Genomic DNA, 15,444 nt, shown 5'->3' with positions numbered 1-15,444 from the left:
AGATGAAGCGCTACAGCGTCGGCATCGATCTGGGCACCAGCAACACGGTGCTCGCCTATGCGCAAGCCGGCGCGCAGGACGGCGCTGCGCCGATCCGGGTGTTCGAGATCGAGCAGCTGGTGAGTCCCGGCGAGGTCGCCGCGCGGCCGCTGCTGCCCTCGGTGCGCTATCACGCGGGCGCGGGCGAGCTGAGCGCGGGCGATCTGCAATTGCCGTGGTCCACGGCGGATCGCGCAGCCGCGCACGCGCAGCCGCCCGTCGTGATCGGCCGGCTCGCGCGTGTGCTGGGCGCGCAGGTGCCGGGGCGGCTCGTGACGAGCGCGAAAAGCTGGCTGTCGCACGCGTCGGTCGACCGTGTGGCGCCGATCCTGCCGTGGGGCGCCGCCGACGATGTCCGCAAAGTCTCTCCCGTCGACGCGAGCGCGAGTTATCTCGCGCACGTGCGCGCCGCGTGGAATCAACGCTTCCCCGACGCGCCGCTCGAACAGCAGGACGTCGTGCTCACGGTGCCGGCGTCGTTCGACGAAGGTGCGCGCGCGCTGACCGTCGAAGCGGCGCGTCTCGCCGGTCTGCCTGCGCTGCGGCTGCTCGAAGAGCCGCAGGCGGCGTTCTACGACTGGCTGTTTCATCATCGCGAGCAGCTTGCGAGCGAACTCGCGCACACGCGCCTCGTGCTGATCTGTGACGTCGGCGGCGGCACCACCGACCTCACGCTGATCGAAGTGGGCATGAAGGATGGCGAGCCGCAGCTCACGCGCATCGGCGTGGGTAATCATCTGATGCTCGGCGGCGACAATATGGATCTCGCGCTCGCGCATCTGGTCGAGGCGCGGCTGCCCGGTGGCGATGCGCGCACGCCGAATCCACGTTTATCGGCGGCGAGCCTGTCGCAGCTGGTCGAGCGCTGCCGGAGCGCGAAAGAACAACTGCTGGGCCCGCAGGCGCCCGATTCGGCATCGATCACGTTGCTCGGCGCGGGGTCGAAGCTGATCGGCGGTGCACGTACCGCGCAGGTGACGCGTGACGAGGTCGAGCGCGTCATCGTCGATGGGTTTTTTCCGGCGGTGGCGTCGCACGAACGGCCAGGCAGGCCGCGCGGCGCGATCGTCGAGTTCGGCCTGCCCTATGCGACCGATGCAGCGGTCACGCGGCATATCGCGGCATTTTTGAGCCGGTTCGCGGCGCAGTCGCGCAAAGCCCTGGGTGGCGGGGCTGATAGTGAGAGCTCGAGTTTTCGCGCAGGCGGCGCCCCAGACGCCGGCGGTGCATCCGGTGAAAACAGGGCACCCAGCGGCGGCGCCAGCACCGACGACGCCCTTCCCGTACCCGACACCCTGCTCCTGAACGGCGGCGTCTTCCGCGCGCAAGCGCTCACGCAACGTCTCGCCGATACCCTCGGCATGTGGCGCGGCGCCCCGCTCAACGTGCTGCACAACGACAATCCCGATGTGGCCGTCGCGCGCGGCGCGGTCGCCTATTCGCTGGCGCGCGCGGGCAACGCGCCGAAAATCGGCGGCGGCTCGCCGCGCAGCTACTTCCTCGTGCTCGACGACGGCGCCGGCGGCAAGTCCACCGCCGAACCCGCGCAACGCGGCATCTGCCTGCTGCCGCGCGGCACCGAAGAAGGCCACGAGATCCTGATCGACGATCGCACCTTTGCGTTGCGCCTCGGACATCCGGTACGTTTTCACCTGGTGTCGTCGAGCGCGGACACGGTTTATCAGGCCGGCGAACTGATCGATCTGGCGGACGGCGACTTCGTGCGCCTGCCGCCGATCGCCACCGTCGTGCAACCGCGCGGCGAGCGCAACGCGCGCGAAACCCTCGTACGGATCGCCACGTCGCTCACCGAAGTGGGCACGCTCGACGTGCACTGCATCGAACGCGACGATCCCGCGCAGCGCTGGCTGCTCGAATTCCAGTTGCGCGGCGAGGACGCGCGAGTGGATCTCCCCGCCGACTCCGCATCGGCCCGTCATCCGGCGGCCGACCGCGCGATCGAACAGATCGACCGCTGCTTCGGTTCGCGTGCGCAAAACGTCGACCCGAAAGAAGTCAAACGGCTGCGCTCGAAACTCGAACAGTTGCTCGGCCCCCGCGAAAGCTGGAACAGCGCGTTGCTGCGCGAACTGTTCGGCGCGCTGTGGGAACGCGCGCGGCGTCGCCGCCGTTCCGCGGATCACGAACGGCTCTGGCTGAATCTCGCCGGCTATTGCGTGCGGCCCGGCTTCGGCTATCCGCTCGATGAATGGCGCGTCGAACAGCTGTGGTCGCTGTTCGACGACGGCATTCAATACGTCAACGACAGCCAGGTCTGGTCGGAGTGGTGGACGCTCTGGCGCCGCGCCGCGGGCGGCCTCGGCGAAAGTGCGCAACTGCGCGTGCTCGATGCGATGGCGTATCTGCAGACGGCCGCGCAGTCGCGTCACAAGCTGCCGTTCGATGTCGCGAAAACAGGCCTCGCCGATATGGTCAGATTGAGCGCGTCGCTCGAACGCATTCCGGTCGAACGCAAGATCGAACTTGGCGAGTCGGTGCTGACGCGGCTGAAGAAGCCCGCTGAAAATCATCAGAGCTGGTGGGCGGTCGGGCGCATCGGCGCGCGGCGGCCGTTCTACGGCAGCGCGCATAGCGTCGTGCCGCCGGAGATCGCCGGACCATGGCTGACCACGATCCTCGCGCTCGACTGGAAGAAAGTCGACCCTGCGGCGTTCGCCGCCGTGCAGATCGCGCGCATGACCGGTGACCGCTCACGCGATCTGCCCGACGATTTGCGTCAGACGGTCGTACGCCGGCTCGAAGCAGCCAGTGCGCCGCGCGCGTGGATCACGATGGTGAGCGAGAGCGTCGAGCTCGACAACGCAGACGAAGGCCGCGTGTTCGGCGAGTCGTTGCCGGTGGGGCTGAAGCTGATCGCGAGTTGAGGCTTGCGGCTTTCCCGTAGCGTCACGGCGGCATTGGGCCAGTTGAACGCGTCGGCTCGACTGCTCTTCCCCTCGCCATCAACACGGCTCGAAACTCAGGACGGCCTGCGCCGCCGGTAGATCGTTGCGCTGCCTCAGGCTTTCCGCCAACAGTTCGCGAAAGATGCTCACCGTGTCGGGACCGTATCGCAGGTGAAATTCCTGAAACACCTCGGTGATCGCGATGCGTTGCGTCGCCGGGCTGCACGTGCTGGCAATGTACGAACTGCCGCGCGCCAACTCTATCTGATAGATCGATTTGTAAAGCGTCTTCTCGGCCTGCAGGTTGCGCTTGCAGCCCTGTTTGCCGCCACGCTTTCTCTCGTTGGGCATCGTTGTTTTCTCCGCCGTTTGCGATGCGCGTCGCCGACCGATACCCGCGCTCCCGCCAACTATGTAAACAACCACACCTTAAGGAAACCTTATGCGTCGCCGGAAAACGGCATGCCGAGTTCGTCATTTTCCTGCACCCATTACGCGCGTTGCCGATTCGGTCGCTCCTGCTCGATCCGGCAGTGTTGCGCCTGCCGCCGCATGTAAAAAAGGCCGGTTATCCCGGCCCTCTTCACGCTATGTCGGTCTTCGTGTTGCCCTGCCGATTACACCTGCACCATCCCGCCGTCGACGAACAACTCGATTCCCGTGATGTAGCTCGCGTCGTCCGAGGCGAGGAACGAGACGGCCTTCGCGATTTCGTCCGGTTCGCCGACGCGGCCGAGCGGCGTGGTCGCGCTGACATGCTGCCGGTACGCGTCGATCTGCTCGTCGCTCATGTGCAGCTCCGACTTGTACGCGGGCGTGATCACCACCCCGGGCGCGACCACGTTGACACGAATATCGCGGCCCTTGAGATCCGATGCCCAGGTGCGCGCAAACGAACGCAATGCCGCCTTGGTTGCCGCATACACGCCGAACGCCGGGACGCCCTGAATCGAAGTGACCGAGCCCGTGAGCACGATCGCGCTGCCGCGCGGCATCAATGGCAACGCTTTTTGCACCGTGAACAGCGTGCCTTTGACGTTGATGCCGAAGTACTTGTCGAACTGCGCTTCGGTGATTTCGCCCAGCGGTGAGAACTCGCCGCCGCCCGCATTCGCAAACAGAATGTCGAGCCGCTGATGGGCGGCCTGCACCGTGCTGAACATCCGGTCGAGATCGGCGGCCGACGAAATGTCTGCGCGAATCGCGACCGCGCCGTGCCCGATGCGCTCAACCGCTTCGTCGAGTTCTGCCTGACGCCGGCCGGTAATGTAGACCGTCGCGCCTTCCCGGGCGAAACGGGTCGCGGCGGCAAGGCCGATGCCGCTGCTGCCGCCGGTGACCAGTACGATCTTGCCGGCATGTTTGGTGGTGTGGATGTTTCCCTGCGTGGACTGATTCATGGCTAGCTCCGTGATGTGTGAGGTCGGCTGACCCAGTGACGACAGCATATGTCACGCACCGTGGGAGATAAATGTGTATCCTATGGTTTCTTTATTCACCGTTGTGGATAATCGCCCGAAGCCAGAGACCTCATGGATCACCTGCAAGCCATCCGCATTTTCGCCCGGGTCGTGGAAACCGGCGGATTCAGCCGCGCGGCGCAATCGTTGCAGATGCCCAACGCGACCGTGAGCAAGTGGGTCCGTTCGCTCGAAGACCACCTCGGTGTGAAGCTGCTCGAACGCAGCACGCGCAGCGTCAACGTCACGACCGAGGGCGTTGCCTACTACGAGCGCATCCAGCCGTTGCTCACCGAACTCGACGATATCGAGGCCACGTTGGGACGCGACCGCGCGAATCCACGCGGCGCGCTGCGCGTGGACAGCGGCGGTTCGACCGCGAGCGGCATTCTGATTCCCGCACTGCCGGCGTTTTGCGCGCGTTATCCGGACATTCAGGTGCAGTTGAGCGTGACGGACCGCACCGCCGACCTGATTGCCGAGAACATCGATTGCGCGATTCGCAGCACCGCGGACGACCCCGCGCTCGTCACGCACGCGATCGGCACGCTGCGCTGGACCACCTGCGCAAGCCCGGCGTATCTGGCCGCGCATGGCACACCGTTGCACCCGCAGCAGATCGTCGATGACGGGCACGCGGTCGTCGGTTACTTTTCCGCGAGCAGCGGTGTCACGCAACCGTTGCGCTTCGACAGGAACGGCGAGTCGATCGTGCTGGGCGACGTGCGCAGTACGGTGCTGGTGAGCGAAAGCAACGCGCATCTCGCGACTGCGCTGGCGGGCCTCGGTATCGTGCACACGCTCGATTTCATGGTGCGCCCGGCGATTGCGCGCGGCGAACTCGTGCCGATTCTCACCGACTGGCGGCCCGCGCCGCTGCAGGTTTATCTCGCGTATCCGCCGAGCCGACGCTACAGCGCGAAGGTGCGTGTGTTCGCCGACTGGGTGAGCCAGCTTTACGCAAATCGTCAGGATGGCTGATGGAAGCGCCACTCGCCTCGTGCGCGGCCGTTCACCAGCGAAAAGTGCTGAGCCCTACGCCATCGTCACCTGGTTCCTGCCGCCATGCTTCGAACGATATAACGCGCGGTCCGCGCTCGCGAAGCCATCGCGAAGCGATGGCCGCGCGTGCTCGCTGATGCGTGTCAACGACGCCCCCACGCTCACCGACACCACGCCGAGCGGCGAGGCGCGATGCTCGATCGCCAGATCGACGACGCCCTGCCGCAGCGTTTCGAGCGTATCGGCGAGCGCTGCAACCTCCGCGTGCAGCACCAGCAGCCCGAACTCTTCGCCGCCCATGCGTCCGACGACGATGCGTTCGCCATCGGCCGCCGCCTGCATCACCGAAGCCACTTTGCGCAGACAACGATCGCCGGCCTGGTGGCCGTAGGTGTCGTTGTATTGCTTGAACCAGTCCACGTCGACCACCACCGACCCCATCACGTCGCCGTCCCGCGCTTCCTTCCAGCGCCGCGCGATGCTCTCGAGCAGAAAGCGCCGGTTGTACAACTGCGTGAGCGGATCGATCGCGGTCGCCGTGCGCATCTTCAGGTCGTTTTCGATCATCGCGCGCAGATGGTAGAACACACCCTGCTGCCCCGCGTCGAGCCGGCCGGGCGACGGGTCCATCGCGCACAACGCGCCGACGATCTCGCCATTCGGCGCCCGCAGCGCGATCGCCGCATAGAAGCGCACGAACGGATAGCGCTGCACCAGCATGCATTCGCCGAAGCGGCTGTCGTCGTGCGCGTCTTCTATAACGAACAGATCCTCGTCGCGCACCGCATAGTCGGCGAGCGACCGGGCCCGCGTGACGAGCGGCATCGCCATGCCGACCTCGGCACGGTAATGCTGGTACTCCTCGTCGAGCAGCGTGATCGCGGTGATCGCCGCGCCGGTCACGCTCTTGAGGATTTCGGCCGCATGGGTAAAACACTCGCGCATCACCTGGTCGTCGTGCAACAGCCACTCGATGACCGAAGACTCCACCTCGGGTTCGCCGGGGGCGAACGGATCGACGGCCATTCGGCTGGAGAGACGGTCGTTACTGTGAGCGAGTTGCACGGCTGGGTCCCAGAATGTGATCAGCCTATGTCAACGGCATAAACCTACGAAACTTGAGCGCTTCGGAGCGCGCCTGATGAGCGCTTTCGACGGCGGACCGGACGACGGGCAACCCGGCGGCGCGATCGGCGCGCGGCCACGCGAAGTACAATCACACGCCAGCCGCGCGCCATCTTCGTTTGCCTGCCGATTGGGCAGCGCGCTTCATTTAACTGACAATTGCCGGCGGCCCGCCGCGCGCTGCGCTTATCCGTGCTGCCGTCAACCTGCTCATGACCACCACCGCCCCCTCCCGTACGACGAACGCGATGAACGCGATGAACGCGCCGAACGCCTGGCTCATCACGAACGTGCGCCAGACCGATGGCGCACGCGTGGACGTGTCGATCGCCGACGGCCGCATCGCGGCCATCGGTCCGGACCTCGCGCGCGAGCCCGGCATCGCGATCGAAGACGGTGCGCATGCGCTGCTGCTGCCTGGTTTCGTCGAAGGCCATACGCATCTGGACAAAACCCACTGGGGCATGCGCTGGTATCGCAACGAGGTCGGGCCGGAGCTGACCGAGCGCATCGAGAACGAACGGCGCTGGCGCGCGCAGGGCGGCCACGACGCGGGCGCGCAGTCGCTCGCGCTGGCCCGCGCGTTTCTGCTCGCGGGCACGACGCGACTGCGCACGCACGTCGATATCGATACCGAGGCGGGTCTGCGCCACCTCGAAGGCGTGCTGGCCACGCGCGCCGCGCTGCGCGACGTGCTCGACCTGCAGATCGTCGCGTTTCCGCAATCGGGACTGCTTGGCCGCCCAGGCACCGACGCGTTGCTCGATCGCGCGTTGAGCGGGGGCGCCGACGTGCTCGGCGCGTTCGACCCGGCGCTGATCGACGGCGATCCGGTGGCGTCGCTGGACCTGACGTTCGGCCTCGCGCAGCGTCATCAGAAGCCGATCGACATTCATTTGCACGAGCCCGGCGAAATCGGCGCATTCACACTCGGTCTTCTGCTCGAGCGCGTCGCGGCGCTCGGCATGCAAGGCCAGGTGGTGGTGAGTCACGCGTTCTGTCTCGGCGCGCTGCCCGAGCGCGAACGCGATGTGCTGCTCGCGCGCCTCGCCGAACTGCGCGTCGCGCTGCTGACGACCGCCCCGCCGTCGACGCCGGTGCCGCCGCTGCACGCCTGCATCGACAAGGGCGTCACGTTGTTCGGCGGCAACGACGGCATTCGCGACACGTGGACGCCGTACGGTTCGCCGGACATGCTCGAACGCGCGATGCTGATCGCCATGCGCTACAACCTGCGCCGCGATGACGACCTCGCGCTCGCGTTCGATTGCGTGAGCGGCACGGCCGCGCGCGGTTGCGGATTCACGCACTACGGATTGCAGACGGGCGCACGCGCCGACCTCGTGCTGGTGGACGCCGACACGCTCGCCCATGCGATCGTCGCGCGGCCGGCCCGCAGACTCGTGGTGGCGAACGGCCGGATCGTCGCGCGCGCCGGCGCACCCGCGCAGCATCAGCCGGGCTGCTGAAACGCGCGACACGGCGCAGGCGGGAGCTGTCGCCACAGCCGTTGCCGCGCCGGCACCTCGCGCTACACTCCACGCCACTGGCGTCCACCCACACGCACGCACACGCACGCACGAACACGTTTCCCGCACTCACATGATCAATCTCTTTCAGGCCATGCAGGCATTCGTCAAGGTCGCCGACGCGGGCAGCTTCGCGCAGGCCGCGGCGCACCTCGGCGTCTCGACCTCGGTCGTGACGCGCCACGTGTCGAGCCTCGAACAGCATCTCGGCATTCGCCTGTTCCAGCGCACCACGCGCAAGGTCGTGCTGACCGAGGCCGGCGCGGAGTATGCCGATGGTTGCCGCGTGCTGCTTGCCGAGCTCGAAGAAGTCGAATCACGCGCGACCACGACTTCGAAGGAAGTCGCCGGCGATCTGCGTATCGTCGCGCTGGGCAGCTTCTCGCTGTTTCGCCTCACGCCATTGTTCGCGGAGTACCAGGCCAGGTTTGCGCACGTGAATCTGCGTGTCACGCTGACTGAAAAGCGCGTCGATCTGCTCGAAGGCGGTTTCGACGTGGGGATCGTGACCGAGCACATGATCCGCTCGGAATCGCTGGTCGTGCGGCGCCTGCTCAAGTCGCACGCGGTGCCGGTGGCGTCGGCCCCCTATCTCGCGCAGGCCGGGCAGCCCGAGAGGCCTGCCGATCTCGCGGGGCATCGGGTGATTGCAGCGCCACTCGACACGAGCCCGCAAAGCTGGATCTTCAGCAAGGACGGCGGCAACGACGAGAGCGTCGCGCTCGATGCGTCGTTCACGGTCAACAGCATGATCATGCAGAAACAGGCGGCGCTGGGCGCGATGGGCATCGCGTTGCTGCCGCTGGAGATGGTCGCCGACGAACTGCGCGCCGGCACGCTGGTGCGGATACTCGGCGACTACACGATGCTCAACGGCGACGTCGCGGTGTCGCTGGTTTATCCGAGCCGCGAGTTCGTGCCACGCAAGGTGCGGGAATTCATCGATCTGGCGGTGGGATATTTCGAGTGAGCTGACGGGCATGGCGTGCGGCTGGTCGCTTCATCCCGCTCAGCTGGCGTCACCGCATCACGGCCGCTCGCCTCGCGCGAGACGCGCGTCGATGTCGTACGCCACCGGCATCAGATCGGCGACGCTGTCGATCACATAGTGCGCGCCCGCCGCCTGCAACTTCTCGAACGCCGCGTGACGGCGCGACGCGAACTCATCCGGCGACAACGCCTTGACCTGCGCTTCGGTCATCCCGAACGCGTTGCCGCTCACCGCGACGCCGACCGTCCACGTCCCGGCGTTGAGCCCCTCCTCGATCCCGACCGCGGTATCGTCGACCTTGATGACCTCCTTCGCGCGCCAGACGCCGAGCGCCGGCAGCGTCTTGTAGATCATGTACGGCGACGGCCGCCCTTCGGGCGTATCGCCGGTGCAGACGATGCTGTCCGGCGAGAATCCCTGCGCCGCCGCGCCCGGCACGATCTCGTCGATGATCTCGCGCGTGTAGCCGGTGGTCGTGCCGATGCGGATGTCGTCCTCGCGCAGCGCGCTCACCACTTCGGCTACGCCCGGAATCACCGTGCTGTAGCTCGCCGCCACCGCGATGTTTTTCGGCACGAACACGTCGTAGATGGCGTCGATATCGGCTTCGTTCGGCGCGTGCCCGAATTTGTCGGTCCAGGCTCGCGCGACGCGCGGCAACGCCATCAGCGCGGCGATATGCGGACGCTTGGCCATGCCCATCGGGCCGCGCGCTTCCTCGATCGTGATCGGGACGCCGAACTGCTCGAAGGTCTCGACGAACGCACCCATCGGCGCGAGCGAACCGTAGTCGACCACCGTGCCGGCCCAGTCGAAAATCACCGCTTTAACGTGTTTCATTGGTTTCAATCCTCATGAGGTGGCCTCATCGATCATTCCGCTTGCGCCAACGCCTTGCGTTCTTCGAGCGCCGCCGCCGACGGCGCCGCGTGGTCGACGCCGAGCGCCCGCAACGATGCGGCGCAGGCCTGCACCACGCGGCGCATCACGTGCTCATCGACCTGGCCGATGCAGCCGATGCGAAAGCTCTCCACCACGGTCAGCTTGCCTGGATAGATGATGAAACCCTGCTGTTTCATCAATTCATAAAAGCGCGCGAATTCGAACGACGGATGCGCCGGTGCAAAAAACGTCACGATGATCGGCGAGCGCCAGCGTGCGTTCAGCAGCGGCTCGAAGCCGAGCGCCTGCATGCCCTCGACCAGCACGTCGCGATTGTTCGCGTATCGCGCGAGGCGCCCAGGCTGGCCGCCTTCGAGCGTGTGCAGACGCAGCGCCTCGATAAACGCGGCCACCGTGTGGGTGGGCGGCGTGAAGCGCCACTGGCCGGTGCGGTTCATCACGTCCCATTGATCGTGCACGTCGAGCGCGAGCGAATGGCTGCGGCCCTTCGCTTCCTGCAAGGCGCGCTTGCGCGCGATCACGAAGCCGAAACCGGGCACGCCCTCGATGCATTTGTTCGCCGACGACACGAACGCCTCGCAGGCCGTCTCGCGCACGTCGAGCGGCACGGCGCCGAACGCGCTCATCGAATCGGTCAGCAGCTTGCGGCCTTTCTTCGCGGTGGCCGCGGCGATCTCCGCGAGCGGATTGAGAATCCCCGAACTCGTTTCGCAATGCACTGCGACCACGTGCGTGATGCGCGGATCGGCATCCAGCATGCGTTCGATTTCCGCGCCGCGCGGCGGCAGGTAGTCGCCCTTGTCGAGCAGCGTGTAGGCGCGGCCCAGATAGCCGAGCGTGGTGGCGATGCGTTTGCCGTACGCGCCGTTCGCGAGCACGAGCGCGTGCCCATCGCGCGGCATCAGACTGCCGAGCATCGCTTCGACGCAATAGCTGCCGCTGCCTTGCAGCGGCACGCAGTCGTAGTCGCTGGCGGGGTTGTCCGCACCGGCGCCCGCGATGTCGAGCAGGCTCGCACGCAACTGCGCGGTCATGGCGCGGAAATCGCCGTCCCACGAGCCCCAGTCGCGCAGCATCGCTTCCTTGGTCGAGCGCGCGGTGGTGAGCGGCCCCGGCGTCAACAGATACGGTTCGCCGCTCGCCGGCGCGGCGCATGGCAGCGCGCCGGGCGCGGTGGAAGAGGCTGAATGAGCGATCGCGCTTTCCATGTGCGGAACTCCGGTATGGCTATGTCGATGCGTGACACAGTACAGACCCGGATGGCATCGGTAAAATCGATATAATCGATGACGGTATCGACAAAACTTATTGCTCGTAACGAGCGGCGAGGCACACGTGCAATACGCGCAATTGCGGGCGTTTCATGCGGTCGCGGAACACGGCGGATTTTCGAAAGCGGCACAGGCATTGTCGCTGACGCAGCCGGCGGTGTCGGATCACGTGCGGCGGCTGGAGCAGGATTACGGCGTCAAGCTGTTCGAACGCGGTCCACGCGGCGTCGAAACCACCGAACTGGGCTTGCGTCTGTTTACCGTGACGCGCCACATGCTCGGTTGCGAGCGCGACGCGCGGCAACTACTGGAGTCGGCGGGCGGGCTGGAGTCCGGCTCGCTCTCGCTGGCCGCCGATGCGCCCGATCTCGCGGTCACGCTGATCGGCGCGTTTCGCAAGCTGCATCCCGGGATCGTCGTGACGCTGTCGATCGCCAATGCGGCGGACTGCATGCAGCGCGTGCTGTCGAGCGCGGTCGACGCGGCCATTACCGCCGCGCCGCAAGTGCACAGCCGGCTGGAGTCGCGCGTGTTGCGGCGCGACCCGCTGGTGGCGATGGTGCCGGCCGGCGATCCGGTCGCGAAGAAACGCAGGCTGAGCTACGCGGAACTGGTCAAACAGCCGATGATTTTCCGCGAGTCGCAATCGGTCACACAGCAACTGCTCGAAATCGAGCTGGTGCGCGAATCCTTGCAGGTGGAGCCCGTGATGTACGTGGACGGGCGCGAGGCGTTGGAAGAAGCGGTCGCGCAAGGCATCGGCGTGGGCGTGATCGCGCGCGCCGAATTCAACGAGTCACGGCGGATCAGGATCATCCCGCTGCAGGATTGCCGGGTGCAGATGATCGAATCGCTCACGCGGCTCGCCGAGCGGCCGGGATCGAATCTGCTGGATGCGTTGTTCGCGGTGCAATTGCCGGGCGCGGCTGCGGTTGCGGCTGGATGAAAGTGTGAGCTGCCCGGCAGGTGATGACGGGGTTTTGATGCGAGTCACTTGCCGGGCGTTGTACTTCACTGCTGCTGTACCGTCAGGCATGCGGTTGCGACCACCGTCCTCTCGCAGCCCGCACCGCACACCATCGCACGACAAACTCGCTCAGCGCGAGCCGCCGCTCGCAATCAGACTCTCGCCCGTCAGCCAGCGCGAATCGTTGGAGGCGAGGAACACGACCACATCCGCGATATCGTCAGGTTGGCCGATGCGTCCGAGCGGCGTCGTACCGAGCGCCCACGTTTCGAGATCCGAACCAATGATCCCCGCGCTATGCGTGCCTTCGGTCGCGACCATGCCCGGATTCACGGAATTCACGCGAATCTTGCGCGCACCGAGTTCCTTCGCGAGCACGCCCGTAATGCCGTCCACCGCGCCTTTGGTCGCCGTATACACCGCGCTGCCCGGCGGCGTGATGCGGCTCACTACCGAGCTGACGTTGACGATGCTGCCGCCTTCGTCGAGATGCTTGACCGCCGCCTGCGTGGTCAACAGCAGACCCAGCACATTCACATTGAAATGCTTATGGAAGTGCTCTTCGGTGATCTCCTCGATCGGCGAAAACTCATACACGCCCGAGTTGTTGACGAGGATGTCGAGACGGCCATAGGTTTCGACCGCCGTGTCGATGATGCCTTGCGCGTCGGCCGCTTTGGCGACGTCGCCGGCTACCGCGACGGCCTTGCCGCCCGCCGCGGTGATCGCTTCGACGACGCTCTCGGCGCCTGCCTTGCTGGACGCATAGTTCACTACCACCGATGCGCCCTGCGCCGCCAATGCTTTCGCAATGGCCGCGCCGATGCCTTTCGATCCGCCGGTTACGACCGCGACTTTACCTGTGAGCTTGCTCATGATCATGTCCTTTCAATGGGATTGGCGCCGACGCGCTGTCGCGAACATTCGCGGGATTCACGTCGATGAAGCTGGATTTGCAGTGGCGCTGTCACTGGACACAATGTAGGCATGCCAGCGTGAGGGATAAAGCGGCTGACGGCGAATAGATACGTCGGTTGAACCGAACAATTGGCAATCTGCTGCTGCAGCAGCATGCGTGCGCATGCGTGCTCGCGAGACGATGGCGGCCCGCATTGCACGGCCGGACGGATGATGGCGGAAAATGGACTCAGCGCTTACGTATCAGCGCAATCTGCGCGCTTATGCTTGCGAGCACCGCCAGCGCACCGAGCGTATCCAGAATGATGTGCAACACGATCTCCCTCCGTTGTCCGCTGCCATTGCATTGTCATTAAACGAATGCGCGCGCCATCAATTGAATGCCGAGTCCGAGCAGGCAGATGAAGAACCAGCGGCGAAAGCTCGCCGCGCTGATGAGCCCGCGCACGCGCTGGCCGATCCACATGCCGATCAGCGCCGGTACGACGGCGGCGAGCGAGATACCCAGCTCGTCGGCGGCAAAGGCATGCTCGCTCGCGAGTCCGATGGCCAGCGCGATGGTCGACACGGTGAACGACAGTCCGAGCGCTTGCACCAGGTCCTCTTTCTTCAGCGCGAGCGACTGCAGATAAGGGACTGTCGGCACCACGAACACGCCGGTGCCCCCCGTGACCACGCCGGTGAGCGCGCCGATCGCCGGTGACAGCCAGCGCTCGTGCCGCGCCGGCACCGAGAAGCGCCACGCCAGCAAGCCGGCCGCCGCATACAGCGTCAACGCGGCGCCGAGGCCGACGGCCGCCCATGCACCGCCAGCCCCCGCAATGAACGACGCCGCCGCGAGCGTGCCGCCGACGATGCCCGCCATCATCGGCCACAAGCGCTTGAGCAGCGCGCGCACGCTCGGCCCCGCGAACAGTTGCCAGACGTTCGTGACGAACGACGGCAACAGCAGCAAGGCGGCCGCCTGAGCGGGCAGCATCAGCGTGCCGAGCACGCCCATTGCGACGGTGGGCAGGCCCATGCCGGTCACGCCTTTTACGAAACCGGCCACGACGAAGGTCGCGGCGATCACGCCGGCATGCAGCGCAATCGAACCCGTAAATGGACCTGAAAGCGGACTTGAAAACAAACTCGCGAACGAAGAGATCATCGGCCGATTTCTATTGAAGTGATGTGAGCGATTTTCAATCGCCGCCGCGCAGTCCACAATGCGTAAGATACGTATCGTGACTTAGGCTGAGACTAAGGCTCGATCCCCTCCAGCGTCTCCTGCTCGAACTACACGCTCATGCGCTTCGACCTCATCGATCTCCGCCTCTTTCTGCATGTACTCGACACCGGCAGCATCACGCACGGCGCCGCGCGCGCGAACATGTCGCTGCCCTCGGCCAGCGCCCGGCTGCGCGGCATGGAGGACGCGCTTGGCATGCCGCTGCTCGAACGCGGCCGCCGCGGTGTCGAATCCACGCCGACTGGCGATACGCTCGCGCATCATGCGCGGCTCGTGCTCGGGCAGATCGAAAGGATGCAGGGTGAGCTGGGCGAGCATCAGGAGGGGCGCAAGGCCTGCATCCGCCTGTGGACCAATACCGCCGCCATCACCGAGTTCCTGCCTTCGGCGATCGGCCTCTTTTTGCGCAATCACCCGAACGTGCAGATCGATCTGAAGGAGCGTCAAAGCAGCGAGACGGTCAAGGCCGTGCTCACCGGCGCCGCGGAGATCGGCATCATTTCCGATGCGGTCGAACATGGCGCACTGCAGACGTTTGCGTTTGCCGTCGACAAGCTGGTGCTGATCACGAGCCGCGACGACCCGCTCTCCACGCGCCGACGTGCCACGCTCGCCGAGGTGGCCGCGCGCGAATTCATCGGTCTCAGCGCGGATAGCGCATTGCACGCGTATCTCGGCGAGCGCGCTTTGCTGGCCGGTCGGCCTCTAAGCTATCGCGCGCACATGCGCACCTTCGACGGCATCTGCTGCATGGTCGAACAGGGTGCGGGGGTCGGCATCGTGCCGGCCACGGCGGCGCGGCGCTATCGCGGCACGCCGGGCATTCGCACGATCGAGCTGGCCGAGAGCTGGGCCTCGCGCCAGTTGCTGGTCTGCATGCGCGAGCTGAACGCGATGTCACGGCTGGAAAAGGCACTGGTGCGGCATCTGGCTGGAATCTAGCGGTTTCGGACGGGGTTTGGTCAATCCCGTTGGTATCAGCCACATTTATCCGGTTGGCTATTTTTAATCGATTTGCCTGATTCGACCTGAGTTCTTATCCTTGACGCACGACCGCATGCAATCCATGCGCGCGGCGCCCGCACTGCTCACGACAGTGCGC

At 65.8% G+C, this 15,444-nt stretch carries 13 protein-coding genes; 6 read left to right on the top strand and 7 right to left on the bottom strand.

Annotated elements, in window-relative coordinates; translation table 11 throughout:
• Positions 1-2: 2 nt before the first annotated feature.
• Positions 3-2,924: an Hsp70 family protein gene (locus B0G69_RS14855; RefSeq protein ID WP_121319426.1), complete on the top strand. Its 2,922-nt coding sequence runs from the start codon at positions 3-5 to the stop codon at positions 2,922-2,924.
• Positions 2,925-3,002: 78 nt separating this feature from the next.
• On the opposite strand, the gene B0G69_RS14850 is transcribed toward B0G69_RS14855, so the two are convergent.
• Together B0G69_RS14850 and B0G69_RS14845 are read right to left on the bottom strand one after the other, a co-directional pair.
• Positions 3,003-3,296 carry a hypothetical protein gene (locus B0G69_RS14850; protein ID WP_199731214.1) on the bottom strand — a complete coding sequence of 98 codons (294 nt, stop codon included), beginning with the start codon at positions 3,294-3,296 and terminating at the stop codon, positions 3,003-3,005.
• Positions 3,297-3,562: 266 nt separating this feature from the next.
• On the bottom strand, positions 3,563-4,345 hold the full coding sequence (locus B0G69_RS14845) for a glucose 1-dehydrogenase (RefSeq protein ID WP_121318088.1): 783 nt from the start codon (positions 4,343-4,345) through the stop codon (positions 3,563-3,565).
• Between the two features lie 132 nt (positions 4,346-4,477).
• Here B0G69_RS14845 and B0G69_RS14840 point away from each other — a divergent pair, with 132 nt between their 5' ends.
• Positions 4,478-5,386: a LysR family transcriptional regulator gene (locus B0G69_RS14840; RefSeq protein ID WP_121318085.1), complete on the top strand. Its 909-nt coding sequence runs from the start codon at positions 4,478-4,480 to the stop codon at positions 5,384-5,386.
• A 54-nt stretch (positions 5,387-5,440) separates the two neighbouring features.
• Here B0G69_RS14840 and B0G69_RS14835 read toward each other — a convergent pair whose 3' ends face one another.
• Positions 5,441-6,472 (bottom strand): diguanylate cyclase, encoded by a 1,032-nt coding sequence (locus B0G69_RS14835; protein WP_241991331.1) that lies wholly within the window; start codon positions 6,470-6,472, stop codon positions 5,441-5,443.
• A gap of 317 nt (positions 6,473-6,789) precedes the next feature.
• On the opposite strand from B0G69_RS14835, the gene B0G69_RS14830 reads away from it, so the two are divergent.
• Both B0G69_RS14830 and B0G69_RS14825 read left to right on the top strand, forming a co-directional pair.
• Positions 6,790-8,001, top strand: a complete 1,212-nt coding sequence (locus tag B0G69_RS14830; RefSeq protein WP_121319422.1) for an amidohydrolase family protein — start codon at positions 6,790-6,792, stop codon at positions 7,999-8,001.
• A 133-nt stretch (positions 8,002-8,134) separates the two neighbouring features.
• Positions 8,135-9,031, top strand: a complete 897-nt coding sequence (locus B0G69_RS14825; protein ID WP_121318081.1) for a LysR family transcriptional regulator — start codon at positions 8,135-8,137, stop codon at positions 9,029-9,031.
• A gap of 57 nt (positions 9,032-9,088) precedes the next feature.
• Here B0G69_RS14825 and phnX read toward each other — a convergent pair whose 3' ends face one another.
• Both phnX and B0G69_RS14815 read right to left on the bottom strand, forming a co-directional pair.
• Positions 9,089-9,892: a phosphonoacetaldehyde hydrolase gene (gene phnX, locus B0G69_RS14820; protein ID WP_121318079.1), complete on the bottom strand. Its 804-nt coding sequence runs from the start codon at positions 9,890-9,892 to the stop codon at positions 9,089-9,091.
• Between the two features lie 32 nt (positions 9,893-9,924).
• Positions 9,925-11,163 (bottom strand): 2-aminoethylphosphonate--pyruvate transaminase, encoded by a 1,239-nt coding sequence (locus B0G69_RS14815; RefSeq protein WP_121318077.1) that lies wholly within the window; start codon positions 11,161-11,163, stop codon positions 9,925-9,927.
• A gap of 127 nt (positions 11,164-11,290) precedes the next feature.
• Here B0G69_RS14815 and B0G69_RS14810 point away from each other — a divergent pair, with 127 nt between their 5' ends.
• Positions 11,291-12,172, top strand: a complete 882-nt coding sequence (locus B0G69_RS14810; RefSeq protein ID WP_121319420.1) for a LysR substrate-binding domain-containing protein — start codon at positions 11,291-11,293, stop codon at positions 12,170-12,172.
• A gap of 150 nt (positions 12,173-12,322) precedes the next feature.
• Here the strand turns inward: B0G69_RS14810 and B0G69_RS14805 are convergent, their stop codons facing one another.
• Together B0G69_RS14805 and B0G69_RS14800 are read right to left on the bottom strand one after the other, a co-directional pair.
• Entirely contained in the window at positions 12,323-13,069 is a 747-nt protein-coding gene (locus tag B0G69_RS14805; protein ID WP_121319418.1) for a glucose 1-dehydrogenase, read from the bottom strand.
• 394 nt (positions 13,070-13,463) lie between these two features.
• Positions 13,464-14,261 carry a sulfite exporter TauE/SafE family protein gene (locus B0G69_RS14800; protein ID WP_121318074.1) on the bottom strand — a complete coding sequence of 266 codons (798 nt, stop codon included), beginning with the start codon at positions 14,259-14,261 and terminating at the stop codon, positions 13,464-13,466.
• A gap of 138 nt (positions 14,262-14,399) precedes the next feature.
• Here B0G69_RS14800 and B0G69_RS14795 point away from each other — a divergent pair, with 138 nt between their 5' ends.
• Positions 14,400-15,284: a LysR family transcriptional regulator gene (locus tag B0G69_RS14795; RefSeq protein WP_121318072.1), complete on the top strand. Its 885-nt coding sequence runs from the start codon at positions 14,400-14,402 to the stop codon at positions 15,282-15,284.
• The last annotated feature ends 160 nt before the right edge of the window (positions 15,285-15,444 follow it).

Origin of the sequence: Paraburkholderia sp. RAU2J (genome assembly GCF_003634845.1) — a bacterium.
Classification (GTDB): Bacteria; Pseudomonadota; Gammaproteobacteria; order Burkholderiales; family Burkholderiaceae; genus Paraburkholderia; species Paraburkholderia fynbosensis.
Note: the sequence above shows the minus strand (reverse complement) of the source record. Positions and strands in the feature narration are given on the sequence as shown.

Excerpts from the sequence above, each read along its gene's own strand:
- B0G69_RS14800 (WP_121318074.1), bottom strand. The coding sequence starts at position 14,261 with ATGATCTCTTCGTTCGCGAGTTTGTTTTCAAGTCCGCTTTCAGGTCCA.
- B0G69_RS14850 (WP_199731214.1), bottom strand. The coding sequence starts at position 3,296 with ATGCCCAACGAGAGAAAGCGTGGCGGCAAACAGGGCTGCAAGCGCAAC.
- B0G69_RS14855 (WP_121319426.1), top strand. The coding sequence starts at position 3 with ATGAAGCGCTACAGCGTCGGCATCGATCTGGGCACCAGCAACACGGTG.
- B0G69_RS14795 (WP_121318072.1), top strand. The coding sequence starts at position 14,400 with ATGCGCTTCGACCTCATCGATCTCCGCCTCTTTCTGCATGTACTCGAC.
- phnX (WP_121318079.1), bottom strand. The coding sequence starts at position 9,892 with ATGAAACACGTTAAAGCGGTGATTTTCGACTGGGCCGGCACGGTGGTC.
- B0G69_RS14825 (WP_121318081.1), top strand. The coding sequence starts at position 8,135 with ATGATCAATCTCTTTCAGGCCATGCAGGCATTCGTCAAGGTCGCCGAC.
- B0G69_RS14830 (WP_121319422.1), top strand. The coding sequence starts at position 6,790 with ATGAACGCGCCGAACGCCTGGCTCATCACGAACGTGCGCCAGACCGAT.
- B0G69_RS14805 (WP_121319418.1), bottom strand. The coding sequence starts at position 13,069 with ATGAGCAAGCTCACAGGTAAAGTCGCGGTCGTAACCGGCGGATCGAAA.
- B0G69_RS14845 (WP_121318088.1), bottom strand. The coding sequence starts at position 4,345 with ATGAATCAGTCCACGCAGGGAAACATCCACACCACCAAACATGCCGGC.
- B0G69_RS14840 (WP_121318085.1), top strand. The coding sequence starts at position 4,478 with ATGGATCACCTGCAAGCCATCCGCATTTTCGCCCGGGTCGTGGAAACC.
- B0G69_RS14815 (WP_121318077.1), bottom strand. The coding sequence starts at position 11,163 with ATGGAAAGCGCGATCGCTCATTCAGCCTCTTCCACCGCGCCCGGCGCG.